The sequence below is a fragment of the Microbacterium sp. VKM Ac-2923 genome, assembly GCF_022815605.1.
Taxonomy (GTDB): domain Bacteria; phylum Actinomycetota; class Actinomycetes; order Actinomycetales; family Microbacteriaceae; genus Microbacterium.
Genome location: NZ_JALGRP010000002.1, coordinates 452,715 through 478,303 on the forward strand (window position 1 = coordinate 452,715; position 25,589 = coordinate 478,303).

24 protein-coding genes are annotated in these 25,589 nt (G+C 69.7%); 11 read left to right on the forward strand and 13 right to left on the reverse strand.

The genetic code is table 11. From position 1 onward, the window contains the following. Positions 1–18: 18 nt before the first annotated feature. From MT347_RS05285 to nrdH, 8 genes are all read right to left on the reverse strand, one after another. Positions 19–690 (reverse strand): hypothetical protein, encoded by a 672-nt coding sequence (locus MT347_RS05285; protein ID WP_243498766.1) that lies wholly within the window; start codon positions 688–690, stop codon positions 19–21. An 83-nt stretch (positions 691–773) separates the two neighbouring features. After that, positions 774–2,009: a HipA domain-containing protein gene (locus MT347_RS05290; protein WP_243498768.1), complete on the reverse strand. Its 1,236-nt coding sequence runs from the start codon at positions 2,007–2,009 to the stop codon at positions 774–776. Next, entirely contained in the window at positions 2,006–2,632 is a 627-nt protein-coding gene (locus tag MT347_RS05295; RefSeq protein ID WP_243498770.1) for a helix-turn-helix domain-containing protein, read from the reverse strand. The genes MT347_RS05290 and MT347_RS05295 overlap by 4 nt, the downstream gene beginning before the upstream one ends. Before the next feature lie 167 nt (positions 2,633–2,799). Then, on the reverse strand, positions 2,800–3,210 hold the full coding sequence (locus MT347_RS05300; protein ID WP_308194211.1) for a DUF4265 domain-containing protein: 411 nt from the start codon (positions 3,208–3,210) through the stop codon (positions 2,800–2,802). Between the two features lie 290 nt (positions 3,211–3,500). Then, complete coding sequence (nrdF, locus tag MT347_RS05305; RefSeq protein WP_243498774.1) at positions 3,501–4,475, reverse strand: class 1b ribonucleoside-diphosphate reductase subunit beta; 975 nt, start codon at positions 4,473–4,475, stop codon at positions 3,501–3,503. Between the two features lie 39 nt (positions 4,476–4,514). Then, positions 4,515–6,671 (reverse strand): class 1b ribonucleoside-diphosphate reductase subunit alpha, encoded by a 2,157-nt coding sequence (gene nrdE / locus MT347_RS05310; RefSeq protein WP_243498776.1) that lies wholly within the window; start codon positions 6,669–6,671, stop codon positions 4,515–4,517. Beyond that, complete coding sequence (gene nrdI, locus MT347_RS05315) at positions 6,653–7,093, reverse strand: class Ib ribonucleoside-diphosphate reductase assembly flavoprotein NrdI (protein WP_243498777.1); 441 nt, start codon at positions 7,091–7,093, stop codon at positions 6,653–6,655. Before nrdI ends, nrdE begins: the two co-directional genes overlap by 19 nt. Before the next feature lie 28 nt (positions 7,094–7,121). Next, positions 7,122–7,355 carry a glutaredoxin-like protein NrdH gene (nrdH, locus tag MT347_RS05320; RefSeq protein WP_243498779.1) on the reverse strand — a complete coding sequence of 78 codons (234 nt, stop codon included), beginning with the start codon at positions 7,353–7,355 and terminating at the stop codon, positions 7,122–7,124. A gap of 387 nt (positions 7,356–7,742) precedes the next feature. On the opposite strand from nrdH, the gene MT347_RS05325 reads away from it, so the two are divergent. Further along, entirely contained in the window at positions 7,743–8,948 is a 1,206-nt protein-coding gene (locus MT347_RS05325; protein ID WP_243498781.1) for an MFS transporter, read from the forward strand. Positions 8,949–9,299: 351 nt separating this feature from the next. Here MT347_RS05325 and MT347_RS05330 read toward each other — a convergent pair whose 3' ends face one another. Then, on the reverse strand, positions 9,300–9,704 hold the full coding sequence (locus tag MT347_RS05330) for a pilus assembly protein CpaE (RefSeq protein WP_243498783.1): 405 nt from the start codon (positions 9,702–9,704) through the stop codon (positions 9,300–9,302). A 71-nt stretch (positions 9,705–9,775) separates the two neighbouring features. Between MT347_RS05330 and MT347_RS05335 the strand changes: the two genes are divergently transcribed. From MT347_RS05335 to MT347_RS05370, 8 genes are all read left to right on the forward strand, one after another. Further along, positions 9,776–10,528 (forward strand): alpha/beta fold hydrolase, encoded by a 753-nt coding sequence (locus tag MT347_RS05335; protein ID WP_243498785.1) that lies wholly within the window; start codon positions 9,776–9,778, stop codon positions 10,526–10,528. Between the two features lie 85 nt (positions 10,529–10,613). Then, positions 10,614–11,774, forward strand: coding sequence for an acyl-CoA dehydrogenase family protein (locus MT347_RS05340; protein WP_243498787.1), 1,161 nt, complete (start codon positions 10,614–10,616; stop codon positions 11,772–11,774). Then, positions 11,774–13,048: a DUF445 domain-containing protein gene (locus MT347_RS05345; RefSeq protein WP_243498789.1), complete on the forward strand. Its 1,275-nt coding sequence runs from the start codon at positions 11,774–11,776 to the stop codon at positions 13,046–13,048. Before MT347_RS05340 ends, MT347_RS05345 begins: the two co-directional genes overlap by 1 nt. A gap of 77 nt (positions 13,049–13,125) precedes the next feature. Further along, positions 13,126–13,479, forward strand: a complete 354-nt coding sequence (locus MT347_RS05350) for a gamma-glutamylcyclotransferase family protein (protein ID WP_243498791.1) — start codon at positions 13,126–13,128, stop codon at positions 13,477–13,479. Next, positions 13,476–14,570: an arginase family protein gene (locus tag MT347_RS05355; RefSeq protein WP_243498794.1), complete on the forward strand. Its 1,095-nt coding sequence runs from the start codon at positions 13,476–13,478 to the stop codon at positions 14,568–14,570. Before MT347_RS05350 ends, MT347_RS05355 begins: the two co-directional genes overlap by 4 nt. Then, positions 14,567–15,031, forward strand: coding sequence for a histidine phosphatase family protein (locus MT347_RS05360; RefSeq protein WP_243498796.1), 465 nt, complete (start codon positions 14,567–14,569; stop codon positions 15,029–15,031). Before MT347_RS05355 ends, MT347_RS05360 begins: the two co-directional genes overlap by 4 nt. A 170-nt stretch (positions 15,032–15,201) precedes the next feature. Continuing rightward, entirely contained in the window at positions 15,202–16,254 is a 1,053-nt protein-coding gene (locus MT347_RS05365; protein WP_243498798.1) for an acyltransferase, read from the forward strand. Beyond that, the gene (locus tag MT347_RS05370) at positions 16,244–16,810 is read left to right on the forward strand and encodes a YdcF family protein (protein WP_243498801.1); all 567 of its coding nucleotides are present in this window, start codon (positions 16,244–16,246) and stop codon (positions 16,808–16,810) included. The genes MT347_RS05365 and MT347_RS05370 overlap by 11 nt, the downstream gene beginning before the upstream one ends. A gap of 16 nt (positions 16,811–16,826) precedes the next feature. Here MT347_RS05370 and hutI read toward each other — a convergent pair whose 3' ends face one another. The 3 genes from hutI to hutH are packed head-to-tail and all read right to left on the reverse strand — an operon-like array spanning position 16,827 to position 21,285. Next, complete coding sequence (gene hutI / locus MT347_RS05375) at positions 16,827–18,014, reverse strand: imidazolonepropionase (protein ID WP_243498803.1); 1,188 nt, start codon at positions 18,012–18,014, stop codon at positions 16,827–16,829. Continuing rightward, the gene (locus MT347_RS05380; protein WP_243498805.1) at positions 18,011–19,744 is read right to left on the reverse strand and encodes a urocanate hydratase; all 1,734 of its coding nucleotides are present in this window, start codon (positions 19,742–19,744) and stop codon (positions 18,011–18,013) included. Before MT347_RS05380 ends, hutI begins: the two co-directional genes overlap by 4 nt. Continuing rightward, positions 19,741–21,285 carry a histidine ammonia-lyase gene (gene hutH, locus MT347_RS05385; protein ID WP_243499069.1) on the reverse strand — a complete coding sequence of 515 codons (1,545 nt, stop codon included), beginning with the start codon at positions 21,283–21,285 and terminating at the stop codon, positions 19,741–19,743. The genes MT347_RS05380 and hutH overlap by 4 nt, the downstream gene beginning before the upstream one ends. A 61-nt stretch (positions 21,286–21,346) precedes the next feature. Between hutH and MT347_RS05390 the strand changes: the two genes are divergently transcribed. Then, positions 21,347–22,120: an IclR family transcriptional regulator gene (locus MT347_RS05390; protein WP_243498807.1), complete on the forward strand. Its 774-nt coding sequence runs from the start codon at positions 21,347–21,349 to the stop codon at positions 22,118–22,120. 827 nt (positions 22,121–22,947) lie between these two features. Here MT347_RS05390 and MT347_RS05395 read toward each other — a convergent pair. Beyond that, positions 22,948–23,943, reverse strand: coding sequence for a LacI family DNA-binding transcriptional regulator (locus MT347_RS05395; protein WP_243498809.1), 996 nt, complete (start codon positions 23,941–23,943; stop codon positions 22,948–22,950). Positions 23,944–24,338: 395 nt separating this feature from the next. On the opposite strand from MT347_RS05395, the gene MT347_RS05400 reads away from it, so the two are divergent. Further along, positions 24,339–25,589: an extracellular solute-binding protein gene (locus MT347_RS05400; protein WP_243498811.1), complete on the forward strand. Its 1,251-nt coding sequence runs from the start codon at positions 24,339–24,341 to the stop codon at positions 25,587–25,589.

Below are 25,589 nucleotides of genomic sequence, written 5' to 3' on the forward strand. Positions count from 1 at the left end.
TCCCGTCGCGGGCCACTCCTAGGGCCGCGTGATCTGCACCACGTGTGTTTCGTCAAACTCGGGAAACGAGATAGTCGCCTCGAGGGGGACGGCGTCGCCGACCCGATCAGCGGAGAAGGTGTGCGTCGTCGCGGCGATGTCGGCGGTGCACACGCCCTGGCTCGACGTGGAGAACACCACGACGAGCGAGTCTCCGTCGTTGTCGAAGGTCGTCGCCGTCGCCGGGCAGCTGCTGCTCCCCCACGTCACGACCGCGACCGATCCATCCGACTGGAGGTGGACGACCGGTTCGAAGTCCATCCCCGTCGCCGGGATTCCGGTGGGCATGCCGGGCGTTCGCGAGTCCGCGGCGCCGGCGTCAGAACAGGACGTGAGGACCGCGGCGAAGACCGCCAGCGCGGAGACGGCGACGTATCGTCGAGTGCGTCCGGGAACCATGTCCTCATCCTGACGCACACGCCGGCCACGCGCACGGAGAGCATGGGCCACTGTCCGCGAGTCTCGCCCTGTCGCCGAGTCGCCCTCCGCACGACGGAACCGCCGCTTCACCCACGCCTTCACGCAGTCGGCGTGCCGATGGGTGAACTCGTTCGACAGCGCGAGCGTTTCAGCGCCGACGTCGGCTCCGGCGTTGATGGCCTCGATCGACGGGATGGCTCGACGTTCCTGCTCGTCGGCGTCGCGTTCCATGGCGTCCATCGTAAGAACGGTGCGAGCGAGGCGGCCCGCACGGAGCCCACGCCGGAGAGCATCCACCTCCGGGTCACGGCGGCTCAACTTCCGGTTCTCGACCTGTGAGGCTCGGTGAGGGCCAGCGCGGTATTTCGCTCGACGGTGGCTCTCATGACCTCCACGTGGTCGTCGTCCAATTGCACCCAGGCACTGTCGTTCATCTCCGCCATGCCGATTGCAACACCGGAGACGATGGACACCACGTCATCCGGGTCCATCGCCACTCGGCGGGCGAACTTTCGCCAGTGGTCACGGCTGACCGCCTGCGGGTAGCGGGCGCCGGAAATGCGCATCGCGAGTTCCTGCTCGAACGACGGGTACAACCCGGTTGGCACGACGTCGTAGATCGGTGCGAGACTCACCCCGCCCGGCCGTAGGAGGACGGAGTAGTTCTTCGCATGGGCGTCAGCGTTGCCGACCAAAACGTTGAACGCCAATTGCTGAATGAAGGCCCGGGCGAGCGAGCCGGTGCCGTCCACCTCACGGAGTTTTCCGACGATCTGCTCTGCTGTGACGCCGTACTTTTCACCGGGCGAAAGACCGATCGACTGGGCGAGGTCTTCGGCGTGCAGGCGTTTCGCAAGGAGAGAAGTGGATGTCACGGCTCTGTCGAAGCGCTCGATGATGAAGGCGGTCTGGTCGTACGTGTGCAGGATCGCCACCTTCGGCGCGGGTACGCCGACGTCCGCGGCAAGGGTCATCGCCGCCGCCTCCGCGAGTTCACGGTCGCGATGCTCTCTGTTGCCCGGCTTGAGGATGTGGGTGGATGGGACGGACTCGTTAGACCAATACCAGTCGGCGTCTACCCGAGCCAGAGCGAACTTCCCTTGCGTGCCGGCAAGAGAAAACCGCGCGGGGACATCTCTCGGTGCCCATGCGTCCGGGTCGAGCTTGATGCTGTTGATGCGGTCGGCCACATCGCGATCGAGCGCCGGGTTCAGCCGAGCGGGGCCCGCGGAAGGCACCTCGCCTTCTGGAAGGAGAAGCAGCCCGCCGGCGACATCTCCCCCGGCCTTCTGGAGCAACTCGAAGGTGCCGGTCCCGGACGCTCCGTACACCTCCGCCATTCTGCGCCTGGCGTGCTCCCTGTCCGGGACGAGGTTGTCCAACAGATTTGTCGGCGCAGCCCGGGTCCACCCCCCTTCGCGCGGGAGCGAGAGGGAGATGGGGGTCGCTGGAGCGTCCTCCGAGTAGGTGAAGGTCACGACACCGTCGTCTGCTCGGGCGAACTGACCGGCGTGGATGCCCTCCAGCCATGCCTCCAGACGTTCGCTCACGCGAGAGCTAGATCCGGTAGGGCCGTCGGTTCGATGTCGAGTACCCGGAGCACACTCCTGCTGGTGGTGGGCGAAGACAACGGACGACCGTTCTCGATGGCGCGGACATCTGCGACGGAAACCTCGGCCTCTCGCGCAAGCTGTTGAAGAGACAGCCCGCGCACCCGTCTCTCGGTGCCGACCACCTCTGCCAAATCTTCCGGGCGGCGCAGGTACTCCCGGCGTGGGCGTCGAAGGGCTTCGCGAACGTATCCTGCGTGGCCGGCGAGGGCGTGGCGGACGAGGTTCGTACCGAAGTTGACGGGCGCGTTGTCGACGTTCCCTCGCCACCAGTCCACGAGGAGCTCGGCGGGGTTCTCAGACGAACGAAGCTCACGGATGCGCGCCGCCGTCCGATACAGTTCTTGCCCATGCACGCCTGCAAGGCTCCGCGTGTGCAACGCCCGCGCAAGCAGCGACTGCGACTTCTTCGACAGCGGACGACGCCGGGACCGCACGCTGGGCACCTCGGTGATCTGCCAGCCTCCCCTGGCCTTCGTCGCGGTAATCTGCCCGGCGGCGATCATTGCGACGACGCGGCGCGGAGAGACATCCAGGGCTGCCGCCGCCTCTCTCACGTTCATGACACAAGTATGCCGTCGAGGGAGACCCCGTGGGCGAGATCCGGGTACCTTGGTGCCCTCGTTCACTGCCGACTGGGTCGCTCGGCACATCGCGCGGACGGTTCGGGCGGCGGGCTAGCGTCGGCGAACGCCAGGAAGGTTCGGTCGGCGGTAACCCCTGAAGGTGGTCACTTCTCGCCGAGCGAGCCCATCTCCCACTCGAACGACAGTTCGCCGGCGTCGCGCTCGAGATGGTTCCGGATATCGCGCGAAAGTTCATCGGCGCAGGCCAGCGCGACGAGACGTTCACTCCAGACGTCGACGAGGCAGCCTCGCTGCGCGTAGGTCTCCGTGAGCTTTTTCCACGTCCTGGCGCACTCATCGCCGAGCCAGACCCGGAAGGTGGTGTAACCGCCCCTCGCGATGACCTTCGTGATGACCTGCGGACCTTCCGCAGACGCGACGACGCCCACCGTGTCTCCGTAGTGGATCCCGTAGACGTGTGTGGGAACGGCCCAGACGCGCGCGGTGTCATCCCCGATCATGGTCGCATTGAGCGCTTCCCAGAGTGTGCCGTTCGCCTCGGCCAGGTGGCCCAGACCTCACTGGTCGCCGCAGCAGACTCGGCAACGGATTCGAGGTCCGTGCCCGTCCATCGCGTCACAAGACTGGAATGCCGGCGGTAGAGGTCCTGGGGATGAGGGGAGGCCACTGCCCCATCATCCGGCAGAAACCATGCTGAAGGATGCAGGGACGTTCCCGTTCACGACCGAGGACCATCGCGGAACTAGACCGGCGCCCGCAGCCTGCACCGACGCCTCAGCTCCGACAGACGACAGACCCGCCGTCGCGAGTGCGACGGCGGGCAAGTCGATCATGTGGCGGACTGTCAGAAGTCCCAGTCGTCATCCTCGGTCGCCTCGGCCTTGCCGATGACGTAGGACGAGCCCGACCCGCTGAAGAAGTCGTGGTTCTCGTCAGCGTTGGGCGACAGGGCCGACAAGATCGCAGGGTTCACGTTCGTCACCGAGGCGGGGAACATCGCCTCGTAGCCGAGGTTCATCAGCGCCTTGTTGGCGTTGTAGTGCAAGAACTTCTTGACGTCCTCGCTCAGGCCGACCGAGTCGTAGAGGCTCTGGGTGTACTGCACCTCGTTGTCGTAGAGCTCGTACATCAGCGAGAACGTGTAGTCCTTGAGGTCCTGACGACGGGCCTCGTCGACGGTCTCGAGACCGCGCTGGAACTTGTAGCCGATGTAATACCCGTGCACGGCCTCGTCGCGGATGATGAGGCGGATCAGGTCGGCCGTGTTCGTCAACTTCGCCCGGCTCGACCAGTGCATCGGCAGGTAGAAGCCGGAGTAGAACAGGAACGACTCGAGCAGGGTCGAGGCGACCTTGCGCTTGAGCGGGTCATCGCCACGGTAGTAGTCCATGACGATGCGCGCCTTCTTCTGAAGGAACTCGTTCTCGCTCGACCAGCGGAACGCCTCGTCGATCTCCTTCGTCGAGCACAGCGTCGAGAAGATCGACGAGTAGCTCTTGGCGTGCACCGACTCCATGAACGCGATGTTCGTGTAGACGGCCTCCTCGTGCGGGGTGAGCGCATCGGGGATGAGGGAGACCGCACCGACCGTGCCCTGGATCGTGTCGAGGAGCGTGAGCCCCGTGAACACGCGCATGGTGAGCGTCTGCTCCTCGGGGGTGAGCGTGTTCCACGACTGGATGTCGTTCGACAGCGGCACCTTCTCGGGGAGCCAGAAGTTGTTCACCAGACGGTTCCAGACCTCGAGGTCCTTGTCGTCTTGGATGCGGTTCCAGTTGATGGCCTGCACGTGGTTCAGCAGCTGCAGCTTCTCAGCCATGGGGTTCCTTCGTCCTTGATCTCGGTCGTGATCAGCGGCTCAGAGCATGCACGAGACGCACTCGGTCATGTCGGTGCCCTCGAGCGCCAGCTGACGCAGACGGATGTAGTAGATGGTCTTGATGCCCTTGCGCCACGCGTAGATCTGCGCCTTGTTGATGTCGCGCGTGGTGACAGTGTCCTTGAAGAACAGCGTCAACGACAGGCCCTGGTCGACGTGCTGCGTCGCCGCAGCGTACGTGTCGATGACCTTCTCGTAGCCGATCTCGTACGCGTCCTGGTAGTAATCCAGGTTCTCGTTCGTCATGAACGGCGCCGGGTAGTAGACGCGACCGAGCTTGCCTTCCTTGCGGATCTCGATCTTCGACGCGATCGGGTGGATCGAGCTCGTGGAGTTGTTGATGTACGAGATCGAACCGGTCGGGGGCACCGCCTGCAGGTTCTGGTTGTAGATGCCGTGCGCCTGCACAGACGCCTTCAGCTCGCGCCAGTCGTCCTGCGTGGGGATCTGCACGCCGGCGAAGAGCTCCTTCGCCTTGGCCGTCTCGGGAGCCCACACCTGATCGGTGTACTTGTCGAAGAACTCCCCCGACGCGTAGGTGGAGTTCTCGAAGCCGTCGAACGAGGTGCCACGCTCGATCGCGAGGCGGTTCGAGGCCCGCAGCGCGTGGAACAGCACCGTGTAGAAGTAGATGTTCGTGAAGTCGATGCCCTCGTCGGAGCCGTAGTAGACGTGCTCACGGGCGAGGTAGCCGTGCAGGTTCATCTGGCCGAGGCCGATGGCGTGCGAGCGGTCGTTGCCGTCTTCGATCGAGCGCACCGAGGCGATGTGACTCTGCACGCTGACGGCGGTGAGGGCACGGATCGCCGTTTCGACCGTGAGGCCGAGGTCGCCGCCGTCCATCGCCAGGGCGATGTTCATCGACCCGAGGTTGCACGAGATGTCTTTGCCGATCTCGGCGTAGGACAGGTCTTCGTTGTACGTCGTGGGCGTGTTGACCTGGAGGATCTCCGAGCACAGGTTCGACATGTTGATGCGGCCGGCGATGGGGTTCGCCTTGTTCACCGTGTCTTCGAACATGATGTACGGGTAGCCCGACTCGAACTGGATCTCGGCGAGGGTCTGGAAGAACTCGCGCGCGTTGATCTTCGTCTTCTTGATGCGGGGGTCGTCGACCATCTCGCGGTACTTCTCGGTGACCGAGATGTCGCCGAAGGGCTTCTTGTAGACCTTCTCGACGTCGTACGGCGAGAAGAGGTACATGTCTTCGCCGTTCTTGGCGAGTTCGAACGTGATGTCGGGGATGACGACACCCAGCGACAGCGTCTTGATGCGGATCTTCTCGTCGGCGTTCTCGCGCTTGGTGTCGAGGAAGCGCAGGATGTCGGGGTGGTGCGCGTTGAGGTACACCGCGCCGGCGCCCTGGCGGGCCCCCAGCTGGTTGGCGTAGCTGAAGCTGTCTTCGAGGAGCTTCATGACGGGGATGATGCCCGACGACTGGTTCTCGATCTGCTTGATCGGAGCCCCCGCCTCGCGGACGTTCGACAGCAGCAGGGCGACGCCCCCGCCGCGCTTCGACAGCTGCAGCGCGGAGTTGATGCCACGGGCGATCGACTCCATGTTGTCTTCGATGCGCAGCAGGAAGCACGACACGAGCTCTCCGCGCTGGGCCTTGCCTGCGTTGAGGAAGGTCGGGGTCGCGGGCTGGAACCGGCCCGAGATGATCTCGTCGACGAGCTGCACCGCGAGACGGGGATCGCCGTCGGCGAGCGCGAGGGCGGTCATGACGACGCGGTCCTCGAAGCGCTCGAGGTAGCGCTTGCCGTCGAAGGTCTTGAGCGTGTAGCTCGTGTAGTACTTGAACGCGCCGAGGAAGGTCTCGAAGCGGAACTTCGCCCCGTAGGCGCGGTCGTTCAGTTCCTGGATGAACTCCATGGAGTACTTCGCGAGCACCGTGGGCTCGTAGTACTCCTTCTCGACGAGGTAGTCGAGGCGCTCCTTGAGCGAGTGGAAGAACACCGTGTTCTGGTTGACGTGCTGCAGGAAGTACTCCCGCGCCGCGCGTTTGTCGGCGTCGAACTGGATCTTGCCGTCGGCGTCGTACAGGTTCAGCATCGCGTTGAGGGCGTGGTAGTCCAGTCCCTCGAAGCGCGCCTCGGTCGTGAAGTCCACGTCGGTCAGCTCAACTTCCACCATCGTTCCAATCCCTCGTTGACCCGCTCGACATCGTCGGGGGTGCCGAAAACTTCCAGCCGGTACAGATGCGGCACCGCGCACTTACGCGCGACGATGTCGCCGGCGAGGCAGAACGCGTCGCCGAAGTTCGTGTTTCCCGCGGAGATGACCCCGCGGATGTTGCGTCGATTCCGCTCCTCATTGAGGAATCGGACGACCTGCTTGGGGACCGCGCCCTTCTCGACACCCCGGCCGGCACCCCCACCGTATGTGGGGGTGACCAGCACGAACGGTTCGTCGACCCACAGGGGCGGATCCGTCGGCAGAAGCGGTATGCGCACGGCCCGCTTGCCGAGCTTGTCGATGAAACGTGCGGTGTTGCCCGACACGCTCGAGAAGTAGACCAGCAGCGGAGCCTCGGTCGCCGACATGACAGCGCTCATGACAGGGGTCTGAGAGCCTGTCGCAGGATCAGGCGAGGCGCGACGCGAGCTCGTCGATCTTGTCGGGACGGAAGCCCGACCAGTGGTCCTCGTCGGTGATGACGACGGGTGCCTGCAGGTACCCGAGCGACTTGACCTGCTCGAGTGCCGACGGGTCTTCGGACAGGTCGAGCACGTCGTACTCGATGCCCTTCGAGTCGAGTGCGCGATAGGTCGCGGTGCACTGGACGCAGGACGGCTTGGTGTAGACCGTGATCGCCATGTCGTTTCCTCTTTCCCCTGGAAAATCATCGTCCGGGCGGGCAGGGCTCGCCGGGACCTCAATACTACATATGGGGACAGACATCGGAAGGCACCACAAGGGCTAGTAGTTACATCCGTGTGATTTTCCACCGTCTCTCCCCATGTACAACACAGGTTGTCCACGATTTCATCCACAGATCGACCCCCTTCCAGCGTCTTGTTAACAGGCGCGATTCCGCGGTTGTCGCGGCGCCCGCCGGTGGTTGTCCACAGCTCGGACGGTAGACGGGGGTTCCGACATTGCACAGGGCGTCGAGTTCGACACCCGGCGTGTCTCGGCGTGTCGCGGCATCCCCCGTCCGACGGCCCCGAAGCGGGTGTCGGAGGTCGGCGGTAGCGTGGTGCGGTGGCCGGCTACCGCGTACTGCTTCGAACCCCTGGCGTGGGGCGCATCATCGCCGCGCAGCTGACGGCACGCTTCCCCAACGGCATGACGAGCCTCGCGGTGCTGCTGCACATCGAGCACGTCACCGGTTCGTACGGGGCGGCGGGCCTGGTGCTGGCCGCCACGAGCATCGGCCAGGCCATCGCCGGTCCCGTCACGAGCCGTTGGATGGGCATCTGGGGCATGCGCCGCGTCCTCACAGCGACCCTGCTGGTGTGCGCGACGGCGATCGCCACGCTCGCGCTCATCGAGATGCCCCTCCCCCTCTACATGGCACTCGGACTCGTCGCCGGCCTGTCGACCCCGCCGATCCAGTCGGCGGTACGCACCATCTATCCCAAGATGGTGCCGTCGAAGCAGCTCACGCCCCTCTACTCGCTCGACGCCTCCCTGCAGGAGATCATCTGGGTGCTCGCGCCCGTGGTGATCACCCTCGTCGCCACGCAGATCGGCACCGTCCCGGGTCTGCTGCTGGTCGTGGTCATCCTGCTCGGCGGCGGTGCGTGGTTCATCCTCAGCCCCGAGGTGGGTCGCGTCCGCATCCCGCGCAGCCGCCGCGCCCTCGGCCGCGTGCTGGCCAAACCGCCCGTTCTCCTCGCCACCGCCACGGGCTTCCTGCTCATCGGCGCGTGCGCCGCGGTCGAAGCGGGCGTGGTGGCGACGTTCGATCACGGCGGGCTCGAGGCGGGGCTCATCCTCGCGGTGTTCGCCGTCGGCAGCCTCGCGGGCGGCCTCTCGTTCGGTCACATCCCCATCGGCCCGTGGGCCATGGCCCGCCGCTTCGCCATCGTCGCGCTCGGTCTGACGCTGACCATCGTGTCGCTGAACGCGTGGTGGCTCGGTGCGACACTCCTCGTCGCCGGCGCCGGCATCGCGCCCGCCCTCGCCGTCATGTTCGCGATGACCTCGGCGAGCGTGCGGTTCAGCGAGACCGCCGAGGCCTACGGGTGGATCGGCACGGGTCAGCTCATCGGCGCGGCCGCGGGATCGGCCGTCGCGGGCTTCCTCGTCGACGGCGTCGGACCCACCGGTGCGTACGTCGCCGCGGCCGGCTTCGCTGTGGCCGGCTTCATCGTGTCCGCAGTGTTCGTCCGCGGCTTTCCCGACCTGCGCCACCGCGACTCGAGCCCCATCCCCGACACCGAACCCGTCGAGACCATCACCTGATCGGATGCCGCGGCGCCCGGCATCGCCTCTCTCTCGGACCGCGCCTCCCACATCGAGGCGCGACGGGCCGACACGTGCACCTCCCGGTTCGGGGCGGATTCCGCACCCCGGGGCGCGAATCACCCGCCCCAAGCCGCGGAATGCGCCCCAAACCAGCTCACGCGACCGCGCCGCCCACGACGAGGCGCGACAGGCCGACACGCGCACCTCCCGGTTCGGGGCGGATACCGCACCCCGGGGCGCGAATCACCCGCCCCAAGCCGCAGAATGCGCCCCAAACCAGCTCACGCGACCGCGCTGCGCGTCCCCGTGCATGCAGCGAACCAACTCACACGACCGCGCGGCGCGTTTTCAGTGCGTGCGGCGCAGCAGCTCCAGGACCGCGAGGGCGTACGCGTCCGCCGGCGCCGGGTGATCGAACACCAGGGTCGACCCGCCGATCGAGATCTCGACCTCGAACGTGTCCGACAGACGCCGCAGCGACCGGAACGTCGCGCGCAGGAGCTCGCGTAATTGCGACTCCGAAGGCAGCCACAGCGCGTCCTCGGTCGCGACCGAGTCGAGCGCCCACTCCGTGGTGCCGTTGAAGGCGAGGATGCGTCCGGTCGGGTAGTCGCGCGGCTCGACGGTCATATCGCTCACCGTGAAGACGTCGGCCTCGAACTCCGGCTCGTCCAGTTGGAAGCGGTCGCCGGAGCGCGGGTGCCACACCAATCCCGCCGCGCGGAGCGCTTGGGCCATCTCGGTCGAGATCATGGCATCCATTCTGGGGGCGATCCATGGGCTCGGGCCCTCTCGCGCCGTTCCGGGGCGGAAGAATGGATGCCATGCCCGCACCCGTGACCCTCCCCCGCCTGTCGTGGGGCCCTTTCGACGGCCCGCACGCGCTGCTCGCCCACGGCCTCGGCTCGGACGGCGCCCTGATGTGGCGCTACGGCACGGCGCTCGCGGATGCCGGGTGGCACGCGGTGGCGGTCGACCTGCGCGGGCACGGCGTCGCCCCTCGCGCCCTCGACTACTCGATCGCCGCGTACGCCGGCGACCTCGCCGCCACCGCACCCGTCACGGGCGGCGAGTGGGACGCCGTCATCGGGCACTCGCTGGGCGGGGCCGCGGCGACCGCGGTGGCGGCGGATGAGCCCGGATGGACGCGCCGGCTCGTCCTGATCGACCCCGCCATCTCCCTGTCCGACGACGATCGCGAGACCGTCCGCGCGAGCCAGGAAGAGGCGTTCGCCGATCCGAGCATCGAGGCGGTGCGTGCGGCGCACCCCGACTGGCATCCGATCGACATTGAGTTGAAGGCCCGCGCGACGCAGCGGGCGAGCCGGTGGGCGGTCGAGCAGACGAGCCTGCAGAACGCGGTGTGGGACGTGCGAGCAGCGGCCGCCGCGCTCACGGTGCCGACCCACGTCATCGGCGCCGATCCCGCCGTGCTCTCCCTCTTCACGGGCGATCTCGCCGCCGAGGTGCTGCAGAATCCGGTTGTGACGATGAGCGTCATCGCGGGCGCCGGTCACTCCCCGCACCGCGATCGGCCCGAGGCGACCGTCGCAGCGCTGCTCGAGGCGCTGGCCTGAGGAGCCGCCCCCGAGAACGCCACCGTCTGCGCGTTCCCTGTCACCCCCGGGCGCAATGTCGGTGGTGCCGAGCACAATGGATGCCATGACCTCGTTCGATCCGGCTCGGTACCTGCCCGACGATCTGCTCGCGCGCATCCGCGAGCGGGCGGCGGTGCACGACCGTGAGAACACCTTCCCCCACGACGATCTCGACGACCTGCGCGCGGCGGGGTACCTCCGCATCCTCGCCCCCGAAGACGTGGGCGGCGGCGGGTTGAGCCTTGCCGAGGCGTCGCTGCTGCAGCAACGACTCGCGGGTGCCGCTCCGGCGACAGCGCTCGCAGTCAATATGCACCTCGTCTGGACGGGCGTCGCCAAGGTGCTGCGCGACCGCGGCATCGACGATCTCGCGTTCGTCCAAGAGGGCGCCGTGGCCGGGGAGGTGTTCGCCTTCGGCATCAGCGAGGCCGGCAACGACCTGGTGCTCTTCGGCAGCGACACCGTCGCCGAACCCGATGGAGCGGGCGGCTACACCTTCACGGGCACCAAGATCTTCACCTCGCTGTCGCCCGCGTGGCAGCACCTGGGGGTGCACGGCCTCGACACCGCCTCGCCCGACGCCCCCAAGATGGTGTTCGCCTTCCTCGACCGCAGCGACGCCGTCGTCGCCCGCGACGACTGGGACACCCTGGGAATGCGCGGCACGCAGAGCCGCACGACCGAACTCCGCGGCGCGCACGCCCCCGCCGATCGCGTCGTCCGGCGGATCGATCCGGGGCCACAGCCCGATCCGCTGATCTTCGGGATCTTCGCGGTCTTCGAGATCCTGTTGGCCTCGGTGTACACCGGCATCGCCCGACGCGCTCTCGACCTCGCGGTCGAGGCGGCGACGTCGCGCCGGTCCAAGAAGACGGGCACCACCTACGCCAACGATCCCGACATCCGGTGGCGCGTGGCCGACATGGCCCTGGCGTACGAGGCCCTGCCCCCGCAACTCGCCTCCCTCGCGGGCGACGTCGACGCCGTGACCGACCACGGAGGGCGCTGGTTTTCCCTTCTGGCCGGGGTCAAGTACCGCGCCGTCGCCGCCGCCAAAGACATCGTCGACGACGCGATCCTCGTCGGGGGCGGAGCCGCCTACTTCACGCAGAACGAGCTCAGCCGCCTCTACCGTGATGTGCTGGCGGGCATGTTCCACCCCTCCGACGCCGAGTCCGCTCACTCGACCGCCGCGTCCGCGTGGCTCGGACCGGTGACCGACTGATGGCGCGCACCCCGGCCACCGCACTGAGTCCGGCCGACCAGGAGAGGCGACGCGCCCTCCGCGTCATGAAGGGGGTCGCCCTCGGCGCGCTGCTGGGCATGGCAATCGTCTTCGCCGTCTCGTTCTCGCTCCAGCGCGAGGTCGAATGGCTCCAGTACGTCCGCGCGGCCGCCGAAGGCGGCATGGTCGGCGCCCTCGCCGACTGGTTCGCGGTGACGGCGCTGTTCCGGCATCCGCTGGGGCTGCCCATCCCCCACACCGCGATCATCCCGCGGCGCAAAGACGAGATCGGCCAGCAGTTGGGCGAGTTCGTCGAGACGAACTTCCTCGAGGGCGACGTCGTGCGCACCAAGCTCGAGTCGACCCCGCTGTCGGCGCGCGCGGGCGCGTGGCTCGCCGCGCCCGCCCACGCCGATCGCGTCGCCGCCGAAGCCGCCACGCTGGCATCCAGCGTGCTCACCGCCCTCGACGACGACGACGTGCAGGGCCTCATCGAAGACCTTGCGCGCGAGCACCTGCTATCGCCCGACTGGGGCCCCTCCCTCGGCGGGTGGCTCGAGCGCGTCGTCGACTCGGGCGCCCACCACGGCGCCGTCGACCTCGCACTCGACAACATCGCGGTCTGGCTCGCCAACAACCGCGAAACTTTCCACGGGCTCGTGTCGCGGCGCCTCCCCGCGTGGGTTCCGGGGGTCGCTACACGCTTGGTCGACGACACCGTATACCGCGAAGCCGTGCAATTCGTGGACGCCGTGCGCGCCGACCCCCGGCACCAGGCCCGCGGAGCGATCGACGGCTACCTCCGCCGCCTCTCCGACAACCTTCAGCACGACCCGGCGACCATGGTGCGCCTGGAGGAGGCGAAGGCGGCGGTGTTCGACAGCCCGCGGGTGCGTCAGCTCGCCGCCGACGCGTGGAACACGGCCAAGGCCGGCCTCCTGCGCTCGCTCGCCGACCCCGAGAGCGGTCTGCGTCGCCGGGCGTCGGCGGCCCTCGCCGAGGTCGGTTCCCGTCTGCAACGCGACGAGACCCTGCAGAAGCGGGTGGACGGGTGGATCACCGACGCCGCCGTGTTCGTGGTCGGCCGATACCGCCACGACATCGCCTCCATCATCACCGACACGGTGGAGCGATGGGATGCCGAGGAGACCACCGAGAAGATCGAGTTGATGGTCGGCCGCGACCTGCAGTACATCCGTCTGAACGGAACCATCGTGGGCGCGCTCGCGGGCCTGGTGATCTTCACCGTCGCCCACTTCGTGTGGGGCGCATGAGCACCGTCCTACCCCGGAAACGAACGATCCCGCGTCGCAGCACTGCCCGCCGCAGCCGGATGGGTACCCTGGGCCACGTGAGCGACGGTTCGGGGACCGCGGAGTCCCTCTTCACCTACGGGGCGCTCCAAGCGCCCGACGTGCAACTCGACACCTTCGGTCGCCTGCTCGGCGGAGAAGACGACGCCCTCACCGGGTTCCGCCTGGCCGATGGCGAGGGTGGAGACGAGCGGGACGGGCACCTCGCGAGCGCCCCCCGCCGCCGGATCCTGCGGCAGACCGGCGATCCACTCGACCGCGTGTTCGGCCGGGTGGTGCACCTCAGCCCCGTCGAACTCGACGCGGCCGACGAGTACCTGATGTCGGGAGCCCGCCGCATCTCGGTCGTGCTCGCGAGCGGGCTGAGCGCCTGGGTCTACGTGGCCGCATGAGCGCCCTCTCGGTCGATGCGCTCTGGCCCCGCGCCGGAGACTGGCCCGCGCCCGAGTCTCTGGAGGCGCCCGATGCCGTGCTGCTCGGGGTGCCCGCGTGGCGCACGTCGCTGTCGCCGACCGGCGCGGGCGAGACACCCGCCGCCGTGCGGGATGCTCTGCGCCGTTACTCCACCACCGTGATGGGCCCCCCGCCCCTCGATCTGAACACGGTCCTGCGCATCGCCGACGCCGGCGACGTCGACGAGCCTGACGGTCGCGCGGGCGAAGAGCGCGTGCGTGCGGCCGTGGCGGCGCTGGGCTCCGCGACGCTGCTGATCGCCCTCGGCGGCGACAACTCGGCCACCTACGCGGTCGCGCAGGGCCGACGAGCACGCGGCCTCATCACCCTCGACGCCCACTTCGACCTGCGTGACGGCGAGTCCAACGGCTCCCCCGTGCGTCGCCTCCTCGCCGACGGCCTCGACCCGCGAAGAGTCGTGCAGATCGGCATCGCCGACTTCGCCAACTCCGCGGCCTACGCCCGGCGCGCCGCCGACGCCGGCATCACCGTCATCACCCTCGACGAGGTCCGCCGGCGCGGCATCGACGCGGTCGTCGCCGACGCGCTGCGCATCGCCGGCGGGGGCGCCGACGAGCCGTCCCCTCGAGGATCACGCGCCGACGACGCGCGCGCTGCACGAGCGGGAACCGACGAACCGAGCGCTGCGGGAGCAGGAACCGAAGCACACGCCGCGCGAGAAGGAACCGAAGCACACGGAGCGCGAGCAGAAACCCAAGCGCGCGCCGCGGGAGCGGGAACCGACGATCCGCGCGCGCTTCCGGGGGCCGAAGACAGCGGCATCCACCTCGACATCGACGTCGACGTCTGCGACCGCTCGGTCGCTCCGGGCTGCCCCGCCAGTGTGCCGGGCGGACTGGCCGCGTGGGAACTCCGCGCGCTGGTCCGCCGCATCGCGCAGCACCCGCTCGTGATCAGCGCCGACATCGTCGAGGTGGATGCCACGGCAGACACCGCCGACGCCCGCACCGTACGACTCGCCGCACTCTGTGTTCTGGAACTCCTGGCTGGATTGGCGGAAAGACCATGATCCAACTCATCCTCGCGCGACACGCGAAATCGGACTGGGCCGACGAGGGACTCGACGATCACGACCGCCCGCTCAACGACCGCGGGCGGCGCGACGCCCCCCAGATCGCACGTACGGTCCGGCGCGCGGGAGTGCGTCCCTCGGTCCTGCTCTCGAGCACGGCCCTGCGCGCGCGGCAGACGGCGGACGCGTTCGCCGAGGCCTTCGACGTCGACGTCACCGAACTCCCCGAGCTCTACCTCGCCACGCCCGATCGCCTGCTCGACGCGGCCCGATCCAGCGGCGCCGACGAGGTCATGGTCGTCGCCCACGATCCCGGTATGACCGCGCTGGTGTCGCGCCTCGCCGATCGCGACGAACGCATGGTGACCTGCGCGGTCGCCGTCTTCACCTGGCACGACGGCACCTGGGACGACGTCGACGAGACGCCGCCCGATGAGTTCGACCTGTACACGCCGTAGGCCGTCTCGTCCGCGCGCCATCTCGACCAGGAACACGGGTTTCGTCATCCGCCCGACATCGGTTCGGCTCACGGCGCGAACATTCGTCTGGTAGAACTGTCTAGCCCGACGCGGTCGTCTGCGCCACGTGGGGACCCGGCGAGCGCACACGGCGGATCTGAGGAATGGTCATGACTGCCGAAATTCCATCTGCGCCCGCGCAGAGAGTCGCGTGGATCGATGTTGCGCGCGGCATCGCGATCACGCTCGTGGTGTTCCACCACTCCATCCAGTTCCTCGATGCCACCGGCTGGCAGGTCGGCCCGCTGATCGAGGTGACCGCCGCGCTGTCGACGTTCCGGATGCCACTGTTCTTCCTCGTGTCCGGTCTGCTCGCATCGTCTGCGATCGCGCGGCTGCGCTTCACCTCCCTGTTCTGGAAGCGCCTGGCGCTGCTCGTCTACCTGTACGCGTTGTGGTGCGTCATCTGGTGGGCCTGGTTCCTGGTGGTCCCGCGTCCGTTCGACCCGCAGACTTCGCCGGTCGGCGACCTGGCGACGGCGCTTTACCTGCCGTGGTCGGGCCTGTGGTTCCTGTACGCCCTCATCCTGTACACCGTGGCGGCATGGCTGCTGCGCCGCCTCCCCCGCCCCGCGCAACTCGGCATCGCGTTCGCGGTGGCGTGTCTGTTCGCCACCGGCATCGTCACGATCAGTTCCTCGTACACGTGGCGGTCTGTCGGAACGTACTTCGCCCTCTTCATGACCGGGGTGGTCTGCCGGAAGCTCGTCGAGGACTACGCGCGTCGCGTCACCGTGTGGTGGCTGTTGGGAACGGGAGCGGTTCTGGCCGCGGGGACCATCGTGCTCCCCTCCCTGCCGCTGCAGGGTGTCGTCCGGGTCGCATTGTGCGTCGTCGGTGCGGCATTCGGCGTCTCCATCGCGGTCATGCTGTCGCGTTCCGCAGGGGCCCGACGAGCGATCGGGGCGCTCGGCTCACGCACCCTGCCGATCTACGTGCTCAACTCGCTGCTGCTCGCGCTCGCGGTCGCTCTCCTGCCCGTCGAGCTGGTCCCGGGGTGGCTCGCCGCCGTGCTCCTGACGGCCCTCGTCGTCACGACGGCGTTGATCATCCGCCGCGCGGTCGGATCCGTTTCGGGCATCTTCACCCTCCCCTCCCCAATTCACCGCTTCGCCCAGCGACGCCTCGAAGCCGATCGCCTCGGAGCCGGACGTGGTCGCTGACATCCTGACCAGACCGACAACGCGCCGTCGGCGTGGGCGCCTGGTCGTCGCACTGGTGGGCGTCGCCGTCGCGGCCCTCGTCGCGGCGATCACCGTCTCGGCCTACGTCTTTCCCGCCACCGCCGCGCTCCCCGCTCGTGCCGACGTCATCTACGTGATCGGCCCGCCGACAGAGGGTCGGATCGCGCTGGCCGAGCAGCTGAGGAGTGACGGCGTCGCCGACGAGATCCTCATCTCGGTTCCCTCGGAGGGGGAGCAATCGGCGGCGAAACTGAGCGCCTGCCAGGAAGCGTGGGTGACCTGCGGGCATCCGGAACCGTTCACGACCGCGGGAGAGATGGCACTGCTCAACTCGCTCTACGGGGCCGACGCGCGGGCGGTCGTCATCACGTTCACTCCCCACGTGAGCCGGACGCGCTTCATCGCGTGGCAGTGCGCCGCCGCGGAGGTGACCGTGATCGATGTGCCGACCTCCATCGCTTTCGGTCAGTGGGTCTACCAGTTCGCGTATCAGACGGGCGGGTTCGCCAAGGCGCTCGCGTTCCCCTGCTCCTGAGGCACTCCCGCGCGAGTCACCCCTCCTCGCCGTCCTTCCACACCCGGCTCACCAACGGAACGCCGGGGCGATAGGCCAGGTGCACGCGCGAGGGCGCGTCGAGCAGCACGAGATCCGCCCGAGCTCCGGGTGCGATCACGCCGACGTCGGTGCGGCGCAGCGCCCGCGCGCCCCCGGCGGTGGCCGCCCACACGGCTTCGGCCGGGGTCATCCGCATCTCGCGCACGGCGAGCGCGACCATCAACGGCATCGAGGTGGTGAAACTCGAGCCGGGATTGCAGTCGCTGGCGAGCGCGACGGTGACGCCCGCATCGATCAGCCGACGCGCGTCGGGATACGGCTGGCGCGTCGAGAACTCCACGCCCGGCAGCAGCGTCGCGACGGTGCGCGATCCGGCGAGCGCGAACACGTCGTCGTCGGACAGGAACGTGCAGTGATCGACGGCGGCCGCGTCCAGCTCGACCGCGAGCCGCACCCCGTCGCCGTACCCGAGCTGGTTGCCGTGCACCCGTATGCCGAGACCCGCCGCCCGGCCCGCCTCGAGCACCCGCCGGCTCTGGTGTGCGGTGAAGGCCCCCTCGTCGCAGAACACGTCGACCCACCGTGCGTGCGGGGCGACCGCGTCCAGCATGTCGCCCACCACGAGGTCGACGTAGGCCTCGGCGCGGTCGGCGAATTCGGGGGCGACCACGTGCGCCCCGAGGAAGGTCACCTCGTCAGTCACCTCCGCGGCGAGCCGGGCCAGACGCGCCTCCGTTTCCACGTCGAGGCCGTACCCGGTCTTCACCTCGAGCGTCGTCGTCCCCTGGGCGCGGCACTCCGCGACGAGCGCGTGCAGTCGTCGGCGGAGGTCGTCGTCGGTCGCCGCCCGCGTCGCGGCGACCGTCGTGCGGATGCCCCCCGCCGCGTACCGCTCCCCGGCCATGCGCGCCGCGAACTCCTCGGCGCGGTCGCCGCCGAAGACGAGGTGCGTGTGGCTGTCGACGAACCCGGGGATGACGGCCCCACCCGCCGCGTCGACGACGGTGACGCCTGTCAGGTCGTCGGATGCCATGGCATCCGGGATCTGCGTCCGGGGCCCCGCCCACGCGACGCGCCCCTCGCGCACCAGCACGGCGGCATCGAGGATCGTGCCGCAGGGGTCGGCGTCGAGGCGGGCGTTGGTGGTCAGTTCGCCGATGTTCGACAGCAGGAACGTGCTCACGGCATCGGCACCTTGAGCCCTCGCTCGGCGGCGACCTCGCGAGCGCGGTCGTAGCCGGCATCCACGTGCCGCATCACGCCGGTCCCGGGGTCGTTCACCAGCACGCGCGCCAGCTTCTCGGCCGCGAGCGGGGTGCCGTCGGCGACGCACACCTGACCGGCGTGGATGCTGCGACCGATGCCGACGCCCCCGCCGTGGTGGATCGACACCCACGCCGCCCCGCTGGCGGTGTTGAGCAGTGCGTTGAGCAGGGGCCAGTCGGCGATGGCATCCGACCCATCGGCCATGGACTCGGTCTCGCGATAGGGCGAGGCGACGGAGCCGGCGTCGAGGTGATCGCGACCGATGACGATGGGCCCCGCCAGCTCACCGGACGCGACCATCTCGTTGAACTTCAGTCCGGCGAGGTGACGCTCCTGATAACCCAGCCAGCAGATGCGCGCGGGGAGTCCCTCGAAATGCACCTGCGCGCTCGCCTTGTCGAGCCAGCGGTGCAAGGCAGTGTCGTGCGGGAAGAGCTCGGCCACGGCGCGATCGGTCTTGGCGATGTCGTCCAGGTCGCCCGACAGCGCCACCCATCGGAACGGTCCCTTGCCCTCGGCGAAAAGCGGACGGATGTACGCCGGCACGAACCCCGGGAACGCGAACGCGCGGTCGTAACCGCCGAGCTCCGCCTCGCGGCGGATCGAGTTGCCGTAGTCGAACACCGCCGCCCCGGCATCCTGGAATCCCACCATCGCCCGCACGTGCGCGGCCATGCTTTCGCGCGAGCGGCGGGTGAAATCCTCCGGGTCGCGCGCGGCCTCGGCCTGCCAGGCGTCGACGGACACTCCGGCGGGCAGGTACGACAGGGGGTCGTGGGCGCTCGTCTGGTCGGTGACGATGTCGATCCGGATGCCGCGGGCGAGCAGCTCGGGAAAGACCTCGGCCGCGTTGCCCGCGACGCCGACCGACAGCGCCTCGCCCGCCTCGCGCGCGGCGCTCACCCGCTCGATCGCCGCATCGAGGTCGTCGGCCACCTCGTCCAGGTAGCCGTGGGCGACGCGGCGATCCAGGCGCGTGCGATCGACGTCGACGATGAGCACGGCGCCACCGTTCATCGTCACCGCGAGGGGCTGCGCGCCTCCCATTCCGCCGCACCCGGCGGTGAGGGTGAGGGTTCCTTTCAGCGAGTCGTGTCCGAGCGAGGCGGCGACGGCGGCGAAGGTCTCGTAGGTGCCCTGCAGGATGCCCTGCGTGCCGATGTAGATCCACGATCCGGCCGTCATCTGCCCGTACATCGTGAGTCCGAGGTGCTCGAGCCGGCGGAACTCCGGCCACGTGGCCCAGTCGCCCACGAGGTTCGAGTTGGCGATGAGCACGCGCGGCGCCCACTCGTGCGTGCGGAAGACGCCGACGGGTTTGCCCGACTGTACGAGCAGGGTCTCGTCGGGTTCGAGCTCGTCGAGGGTGCGCACGATCGCCTCGTACGCCGCCCACGAGCGCGCGGCCTTACCGGTGCCGCCATAAACGACGAGGTCGTCGGGACGCTCGGCGACCTCGGGGTCGAGGTTGTTCATGAGCATGCGCTTCGCGGCCTCGGCGCCCCAGCTCTTGGCGGTGCGGACGTTGCCGCGGGCGGCGCGGACGACGTGGGCCGACGGTGAGGCCGGAGCGGATGCCGTGGGGGCGGGCGCGACCTCGGGGGTGGCGTTCGGTTCGCCGGAAGGTCGTGTCGTCGTGTCGGTCATGCGTGATCTCCTTCGATCCGGGTGAGAGCGGCCGCAGCGACCGCTCCAGAGGCGACGAGGTCGGTGACGGCCTCGATCTCGGGCGAGACGAATCGGTCGGGGCCGGGGCCCGCGACGCGCGTGCGCACGAGGTCGCGCACGGCACCGGTGGCCGCCGCGGGACCGAGTGGGGCGCGCAGGTCGAGGGCACGGCATCCGGTCATCACCTCGATCGCGAGCACGCGCGCGAGTCCGTCGAGGGCGCGGCGGAGCTTGCGCGCCCCCGCCCAGCCCATCGACACGTGGTCCTCCTGCATGGCGCTCGAGGGGATCGAATCCACCGACGCGGGCACCGCCAGACGCTTGAGCTCCGACACGATCCCCGCCGCGGCGTACTGCGCGATCATGAGGCCCGAGTCCACCCCCACCTCGTCGGCGAGGAAGGGCGGCAGTCCGTTGCTGCGCGCCACGTCCAGCGCGCGGTCGGTGCGTCGCTCCGACATGGATGCCACATCGGCCACCGCGATCGCGAGGAAGTCGAGCACGTAGGCCACCGGCGCGCCGTGGAAGTTCCCGTTTGACTCGACGCGTCCGTCGAGGGTCACGACGGGGTTGTCGATCGCGGATGCCAGCTCACGCTCGGCGACGACGGCCGCGTACGCCAGGGTGTCGCGCGCGGCGCCGTGCACCTGGGGGGCACAGCGCAGCGAGTAGGCGTCCTGGACACGCGTGCACCCGGGTCCGCGGTGGCTCGCCATGATCGGGGAGCCCTCGAGCAACGCGCGGAGGTTCGCGGCGGATTCGGCCTGACCGAGCTGCGGCCGCAACGCCATGAGATCGGCCGCGAACACGGCATCCGTCCCCAGCTGCGACTCGATCGACAGGGCCGCCGCGACGTCGGCGGTGAGCAGCAGGGTCTCGAGGTCGTGCACGGCGAGCAGCAGCATGCCGAGCATGCCGTCGGTGCCGTTGATGAGGGCGAGCCCCTCCTTCTCGCGCAGGGCGACGGGGGCGATGCCGGCGGCGGCGAGGGCGTCGGCTGTGGGGAGCGCCTGGCCTGAGGCATCCCGGACCTCCCCTTCGCCCATGACGGCGAGCGCCACGTGCGAGAGCGGCGCGAGATCGCCCGAGCAGCCCAGCGAGCCGTACTCGCGGACGATCGGGGTGATTCCGGCGTTCAGCAGCGCCGCGTACGTCTCGACCACGACGGGGCGCACGCCCGTGCGACCGGTGGCGAGCGTCTGCAGGCGCAGCAGCATGAGCGCGCGCACCACCTCGCGCTCGACCTCGCCGCCCGTGCCGGCGGCGTGGGAGCGGATCAGGCTCGCCTGCAGCTGCGCGCGGCGGTCCTCGGCGATGAACGTGGTCGCGAGGGCGCCGAATCCCGTGGAGATGCCGTAGTGCGGCTCCGGGTCGTCGGCCAGACCCTCGATGAGGGCGCGGGTGTCGGCGACACGCTCGAGCGCGTCGGCGTCGACCACCACGCGAAAGCCGTCGCGCGCGACATCGACCACCTCGCGGGGAGTGAGAGGGCTGGCTCCGACGGTGACGCTGGCGTTCATACGGCGATTCCACCGCGATCGCTGGCCCGCGGCGAGGGGGTTCTGGCATCCTGTGTCTGTCATGCCAGACATTCCCCGCCCCCAGGTTCCCGCCGCAGACCAGACGCTGCGGATCCTCTCCCTGCTCGCGCGCCAACCGGGCCCGGTCGCCGCGCATACGATCGCGACGAGCCTTCGCATCCCCCGCTCGAGCACCTACCATCTGCTCGCCACCCTCGAGGAGCACGGCTACGTGGTGCACCTGCCCGGTGACCGGCGGTGGGGTCTCGGCACTGCAGCGTTCGAGCTCGGCGGCGGGTACGCCCGGCAGCAGCCCCTGGCCCGCTTGGGTCGGCCCCTGCTGGCGGCGCTGTCCGACCGCGTCGGGGAGTCGGCGCACCTCGCCGTGCTCGCGGGTCGCGACGTGCTGTACATCGTCGAGGAGCGTGCCCCGCGCCGTCCCGCGCTCGTGACCGACGTCGGCGTGCGCCTGCCCGCCCATCTCACCGCGACGGGGCGGGCGATGCTCGCCGCCCTCCCCCGCGAGCAGGTACGCGCGTCGTTCCCGGATGCCACGGCCCTCACCGAGCGTCACGGTTCGGGCCCCGCCACGCCGCGGGCATTGCGGGAGCTGCTGCGCGAGGTGCGCGTCGCGGGCTTCGCGAGCGAAGACGGCGAGGTCACGCCGGGATTCCGCTCCGTCGCCGCCGCGGTACTCGACCACACCGGCTGGCCCGCGGCCGCGGTGGCGATCACGTGGCCCACGGACGGTCCGGAGAGGGATGCCGCCTTGCTCGCGGACGCCGCGTCCACCACCGCCGCCGAGCTCGCGCGTCGCATCGGCCGCCACCCCTGACCCGCTTGTCCGCCGGTTCGCCCTGGCGCCGCGTCGGCATTCCGCCCCGCCGGTTTGGGGCGAATTCCGGTTTCGGGGCCCATGCCGGTTTCGGGGCGCCTGCCGGTTCTGGGGCGCGTAATGTGCACCGGGGCGATCGCCGACCGCCCCACTGCACATTTCACGCCCCCATGCTGTTCAACACGGCCCGGCACCACGCCGCGGCATCGACGCGTCGGCCGGTTCGGGGCGGATTCCGCCCGTCATGCGGGGTGCCACGCCGGCTGTGGGGGTGCCTCGCCGGTTCGGGGCGAATTCCGCCGTTCGGGGCGCGACCTCCCCGCCCCAACCGGCCGATCCCGCCCCAACCCGGAGAATGCACGCGGTCACCCCCTCCGGGGCACGAAATGTGCACCGGGGCGAACGCCGACCGCCCCGATGCACATTCTCCGCCCCCATGCTGCTCACCACGGCCCCGCACCGCGCCATGCTGCATTCACGCGCCGGCCGGTTCGGGGCGGATTCCACCCGTTGCGAGGGGGTGCCTCGTCGGTTCGGGGCGGATTCCGCCGTCCGGGGCGCGACCTCCCCGCCCCAACCGGCCGATCCCGCCCCAAAACCAGAGAATGCACGCCGCCACCCCCTCCGGGGCACGAAATGTGCACCGGGGCGAGCACCGACCGCCCCACTGCACATTCCACGCCCCAATGCTGACCCCCACAGCGACGCCTCAGCCGCTGACCCCCACGGCTGAGCCCCACAAGCCACGCCCCCACGGCTGAGCCGCACAGCCACGCCCCACAGCCAGCCCCCACAGCGACGCCCCAGTGCAACGCCCCACCCGCGGCTCAGCGCACGACGAGCCGCGGCTCCACCAGCACGTGCGCCGCACCCGCGGTCGCGGCACGTGGCGCGACGACCGTCCCGTCGCCCATGAGCAGATCGAGGGCCCCGGATGCCACCCGCTCGGGCAGTTGCTCCACGCTCGAGAGCCCGAGGGCTTCGGCGGCGGGGGTGTTGTCGAAGCCGACGACCGTGATGTCGGGGCGGCCGGCGAACGACGTCGCGAGGTGCGCCCCGACGGCCAGGGAATCGCTCGCGCACACGATGCCGGTGACACCCGGATCCGCCACGAGACCGGCCGCGACCACCTCGCGCGCGGCCGAGACGTTCTCTTCGACGACCCACCGGGGTCCGTCGCCGGCGGTCTCGCGCCAGCCGCGCTCGCGCTCGTCGCCGGTGCCCGACCCCGCGGGCCACCCGAGGAAGGCCACCCGTCCGCCGCCGCGCGCGCTCGCGTGCTCCGTCGCGGCTCGTGTTCCCGCCGCTCCGTCGACGTCGACCCACAGATGCGCCGGTGCTTCGACGTCGTCCTCTCCCCATGGCCGGCCGAACGACACGAACGGCAGGCCGCGTGCCGTCAGCCACCCGGTGCGGGGGTCGCCGTGGAACGTGCCGGTGACGACCACGGCATCCACTTCTCCGCCCTCCAGCAGATCGCCGAGGCGGGCGATCTCCTCTTCGGGCGTGCGCGCGGCGTACAGCAGCACGCGCATGTCGCGCTCTCCCGCGCGTTCCGTGAGGGCGTGCACGAACCGGTCGAGGACCACGCCCGAAATGCCGCCCGCATACGGATCGAGATGGATGCCGATGGTGGAGCTCCGACGCATCCGCAACCGGCGCGCGGCGGCGTGCGGGCGGTAGCCGAGTTCGGCGATCGCCGCCTCCACCCGCTGCCGTGTGGCTTCGCGGACGATGCCGGGAGAGTTCACCACGTTCGACACGGTCTGCCGCGAGACGCCGGCGGCTCGGGCGACGTCGTCGACGGTGGGCGCCTTCGCCATGTCATCCCTCCCCCGTGTCGGTCGGCGCAAGCCGCTCTCGGTCGGCGACCCGCTTTCGGTCGCGCAAGCCGCCCTCGGTCGGCGAGCCGGTGTCGGCCGGCCCGAGCCGCTGTCGATCCCCGCCGGCCGATCTCCGTCGGTGCCAGTCGGTGTCGACCGCCACGATCCGGTGCCGGCCCGCGGAAGCCGCCGTCCGATGTCGCGTCCGCAGACCGATGACGACCACAGCAGACCCCGGAGGTACGCCCAGACCGACAGCCTAGGCCGAGCGGCAACCTCTTGACATCTGCCGCGACGGGTTCGTACCGTGGAACAACCGTCATTTGAACGTTCAAACTGACGGCCCTCCGACCACATGCGGAGGGGTCGCATGCCTCATCGAAGGAGAGAGACACATGACACGGCACACGCCCGCACCCCGCACACGCACGGCGCTCGCCGCCGGCGCGCTGCTGGCCACCGGAGCCCTCACGCTCACCGCCTGCGGCTCGGGCTTCAACGACACCCCCGGCGAGGGCCGGGCCTCCGGCAGCGGCAGCCTCAGCATCCTCATCGGCTCCTCGGGCGACGCCGAGACCGCCGCCGTCACCGACGCCGTCGCCGCGTGGAGCGAGCAGTCCGGCGTCGCGGCCGAGGTGCAGACCGCCAACGACCTGCCCCAGCAGCTCTCGCAGGGCTTCGCCGCGGGCTCCCCGCCCGACCTCTTCTACCTCGCGCCCGAGGCCCTCGCCGGCTACGCGGCGAACGGCTCGATCGCCGCCTACGGCGACGACCTCGCCAACAAGGACGACTTCTACCCCTCCCTGGTCGACAATTTCACCGTCGACGGCAGCTTCTCCTGCGCCCCCAAGGACTTCTCCACCCTCGCGCTCATCATCAACACCGATCTGTGGACCGCGGCCGGACTCACGGATGCCGACCTCCCCACGACGTGGGACCAGTTGGCATCCGTCGCCCAGCGCCTGACCGCCGACGGGCGCGTCGGGCTCGCCTTCGGCGCCGAGTACCAGCGCGTCGGCGCCTTCATGGCCCAGGCCGGCGGCGGGCTCGTCACCGACGGCGCGGCCACGGCCGACAGCGCCGAGAACGTCGAGGCCCTCACCTACGTAAAGTCGCACCTCAACGACGGCACCTTCGCCTTCGCCTCCGACGTGGGCGCCGGTTGGGGCGGCGAAGCCCTCGGCACGCAGAAGGCCGCCATGGTCATCGAGGGCAACTGGATCACAGGTGCGATGTCCGCCGACTACCCCGACGTGAACTACACGGTCGCCGAGCTCCCTGCCGGCCCCGGCGGCAAGGGCACGCTGCAGTTCACGAACTGCTGGGGCCTCGCCGCCGACAGCGGCAACCAGGAGCAGGCCCGCGACCTGGTCGAGTACCTCACCGGCACCGACCAGCAGCTGGCGTTCTCGAAGGCGTTCGGACCGATGCCGTCGATCCAGTCCGCCGCTGACGCGTGGTCCAGCGCCAACCCCGACCTGACCGCGTTCCTCGCGGGCGCCGAGTACGCGCAGTTCCCGCCGAACATGGCCGGCGCCGCCGACGTCATCACCGACTTCAACGCGCAGCTCGAGTCACTGAAGACCGGCGACCCCCAGGCACTGCTGCAGACGGCGCAGTCCAACCTCGAGGCGATCGTCCCGTAA